The 3,339-nt window shown below is 69.8% G+C and carries 4 protein-coding genes and 1 pseudogene; 1 reads left to right on the top strand and 4 read right to left on the bottom strand.

Features of this window, described 5'->3' with window-relative positions:
- The 3 genes and pseudogenes from EAO71_RS37815 to EAO71_RS21240 all read right to left on the bottom strand — a co-directional run.
- Nucleotides 1–611: pseudogene (locus EAO71_RS37815) on the bottom strand (hypothetical protein); the annotation flags it as partial.
- Nucleotides 612–860: 249 nt separating this feature from the next.
- A complete protein-coding gene (locus EAO71_RS21245) occupies nt 861–1,064 on the bottom strand; it encodes a DUF397 domain-containing protein (protein WP_147979144.1) in 204 nt (67 codons plus the stop codon).
- Nucleotides 1,061–1,888: a helix-turn-helix domain-containing protein gene (locus EAO71_RS21240; protein ID WP_147979143.1), complete on the bottom strand. Its 828-nt coding sequence runs from the start codon at nt 1,886–1,888 to the stop codon at nt 1,061–1,063. Before EAO71_RS21240 ends, EAO71_RS21245 begins: the two co-directional genes overlap by 4 nt.
- Before the next feature lie 116 nt (nt 1,889–2,004).
- Between EAO71_RS21240 and EAO71_RS21235 the strand changes: the two genes are divergently transcribed.
- The gene (locus EAO71_RS21235) at nt 2,005–2,235 is read left to right on the top strand and encodes a hypothetical protein (protein ID WP_147979142.1); all 231 of its coding nucleotides are present in this window, start codon (nt 2,005–2,007) and stop codon (nt 2,233–2,235) included.
- Between the two features lie 61 nt (nt 2,236–2,296).
- Here the strand turns inward: EAO71_RS21235 and EAO71_RS21230 are convergent.
- Nucleotides 2,297–3,339 (bottom strand): dicarboxylate/amino acid:cation symporter (locus EAO71_RS21230; RefSeq protein ID WP_147979428.1); only part of this gene is annotated, 1,043 nt, incomplete at its 5' end.

Here is a 3,339-nt window from a genome sequence, read left to right as displayed (position 1 = left end):
GGCACCGGCACGCCGAGAACTACACGGTCGTCGGCAACCACCTCGCCCAGCACGGCGGGTTGTCCGCCGCCGCGATCGGTCTCGCCGTCTACATCCAGTCCCTGCCCGACGGGGTCTCCGTCACCGGGAAGGCGCTCGCGTTGCGCTTCCGGGACGGGCTGCGCGGCCGGGACGGGCTGCGGGGCCGGGACGGGTTCGTGGTCCTGCTCGGCCTCGGACCCGTACGCCTCCGGAGCGGCGCCCGGATGGTCGAAGGCGAACGTGCGGGTCGCGAACTTGCCCCGCCCCAGGTCGACCCGGGGACGGGCCAGGTACCCCGCCTCCTCCAGCTCGTTCATGGCCCGTCGGATGGCCCGCTCGCCCTCCCGGAAGCGCAACGCGAGCGCCTTCCCGGTGACGGAGACCCCGTCGGGCAGGGACTGGATGTAGACGGCGAGACCGATCGCGGCGGCGGACAACCCGCCGTGCTGGGCGAGGTGGTTGCCGACGACCGTGTAGTTCTCGGCGTGCCGGTGCCGGACGTGGATCACCCCGGAGCGAGGCGCGCCCTCGGGAAGGGTGAGTACGGCGGGATGCGCGGACAGGGCCGCGTTAGACTGCGGATCAGCCATCGGGAAGCGTTCTCTTCCTGAGCGGTAGGCCCTCGTCAGGATGCCAGTCCTGCCGGGGGCCGAGTTGCATATGCCAGTTGTTGCGGTGAACGTACCGCACCCGCCCGCCCTGTCGACACCACGTCACCCGATCGTGTGGCGGCGGCAGTTGGGGGGTCAGGGGGGGTTGGGTAGGTACTTTCCCAGGTACTTTTTCTTTTAGGACGGCGAGCGACCGGAGCGCGAGAACACGCGCCCCGGTCGGCCGGTTCAGGAAGCCTTGAGATGCGCCACGAAGATCACCCATACGTGGTCGGCCAGGAACAGGACGGGGCCCTGGGGGTTCTTGCTGTCGCGCACGGGGACGGTGTGCGGAACGCCGTCAGCGACTTCGACGCAGTCGCCGCCGCCCCCGTCGCTGTAGGAGCTCTTGCGCCACGACGCGGCGGTCGGATCGAATCGAGTGGGACTCATGTTCCGAACTCCTCCATCGCCTGCTGGATCAGGGCCGTTGAGGCCTCGGGAGCCAACGCCCTGGCATGGACAAGATCGTAACGATAGGAATGCCGGGCGACCATGGCCCGGTCCTCCACCAACTCGCCTGAGTGCCCCGCCTCCAGGTACGCCACATCCGGCGCGTTCTCGAAGGACAGCACGGTGAGCGACCCACCCATGGCAGCGTGTCCGCCTGCCGCGAAGGGCAGCACTTGGACCTCGACGAAAGGTGCGTTCGCGGCCTGGACGACCACACCCAGCTGGTCCCGCATGACATCTGCACCACCCACTGGGCGCCGGATCACCGACTCGTCCAGCACGATCCAGAGCAGCGGCGGCCGCTGGGCCCGGAGCAGCGACTGCCGCTTCATCCGGGCCGCGACCATCTCCTCGATCTCGGCGGGAGTGCACCAGGGCTGACCGAGCCGCAGCACCTCGCGCGCGTAGTCCTCCGTCTGCAGCAGGCCGGGCACGCTGTGTGCCATGTACTTGTGCATGGCACTGGCGCGCGCCTCGTACGCCATGAACTTGCGGACCCAGTCCGGATACGGCGTCCGTCGCAGGTGCCCCCACAGGTCGACCAGGTCGCCCTCCGCGCCGAGGATCAGGTCCAGCCTGCCGTTCACGTCCTCCGGTGGGACCTCGTTGCCGAGTTCGAACTGGGCGATCCGGCTGTGGGCGATCGGGACCCGGTCGCCGAGTTGGCGTTGGGTGAGACCCGCGCGGCCCCGGAGCTTGCGCAGCTTCGTGCCGTACAGCGCGGCCAGCGACGCCGACGGGTCGAGTTCCTTCGGTGCGGGCACTGGCGTCCCCCGTTTTCGTTCCACGACTGCGAAAACCGTTACCCCTGGTGATCGTAGCGACACGCATCCATGCTGGTCGGTGGAAGTCGTGGACGGACGAGGAAGGGGTGCGGCCCATGGGAACGGCGGGACGCGAGACGGCGGTCGACGAGATCAGGGACGCCCGGGCGGCGCGGGACGAGTTACAGGCCGCGCTGGCGGCGTTGGACGTGCGGCTGCCGTCGCTCGGGCTCGATCTGGTGTCCCTGGCGAGCCCCCACCTGTCGCCGCTCGTGGACCTCGGGCGCTGCCGGCCCGACGTCGCGCGCCGGCTGGCGTCGATCCTCAGGGGGGCCGCGACGCGGTGATGCCCGGGACCCCGCGCGGGGTCCCGGGCATCACTGCGGACGGGGTGGGGCGGCGTGCGCCTTACGCGGCGACGACCAGCGGCTCGCGCTCGTCGACCGGGGAGGACGAGGCGTTGTCGTACTCGTCCAGGTTCAGGATCTTCTCCCGGGCCGAGACGAGGACCGGGACGAGCGCCTGGCCGGCGACGTTGGTGGCGGTGCGGACCATGTCGAGGATGGGGTCGATCGCCATCAGCAGGCCGACGCCCTCCAGCGGGAGGCCCAGGGTCGACAGGGTCAGCGTCAGCATGACCGTCGCACCGGTCAGTCCGGCCGTGGCGGCCGAGCCGATGACGGACACGAAGGCGATCAGCAGGTAGTCACCGATGCCGAGCTGCACGTCGAAGATCTGCGCGATGAAGATCGCGGCGAGCGCCGGGTAGATCGCGGCGCAGCCGTCCATCTTGGTGGTGGCGCCGAACGGGACGGCGGCCGGCCAGGCGCCCTTGAAGAACTGGATCGGGTTGACCTTGGCGACCGTGGCGAGCAGCAGCGGGTAGACGCCGAAGAGGACCAGGGCGCAGCCGATGTAGACGTCGGCGGTGAAGGTCGCGTACTTGCCGATCAGGTCCCAGCCGTAGTCGGCGATGGCGTATCCGATGAGGCCGACGGTGCCGAGCGGGGCGAGCCGGATGACCCACCACAGGGCCTTCTGGAGCAGCTCCAGGACGGACTCGGAGAGCGTGAGGATCGGCTGGGCCTTCTCGCCGAGCTTGAGGGCGGCGATGCCGGCGACGGCGGCCATGAAGACGATCTGGAGGACGTTCAGCTCGGTGAAGGGCGTGATGACGTCCGTCGGGATGATGCCGGTCAGGAAGTCGAGCCAGGAACCGGCGTGCTCGGGGGCCTTGCCGTCCTTCGGGGTGAGGCCGGTGCCGGCGCCCGGGTTGGTGACCAGGCCGATCGCGAGGCCGATGGCGACGGCGATCAGCGAGGTGATCATGAACCAGAGCAGCGTGCGGGAGGCGAGCCGGGCGGCGTTGTTCACCTTCCGCAGGTTGGTGATCGAGACCAGGATCGCGAAGAAGACCAGGGGGGCCACGGCCAGCTTCAGCAGCTGGACGA

Origin of the sequence: Streptomyces sp. MS191, assembly GCF_008042125.1 — a bacterium.
Lineage (GTDB): Bacteria > Actinomycetota > Actinomycetes > Streptomycetales > Streptomycetaceae > Streptomyces.
The sequence above is the reverse complement of the archived record's forward strand: the minus strand, read 5'-3'. Positions and strand labels throughout refer to the sequence as shown.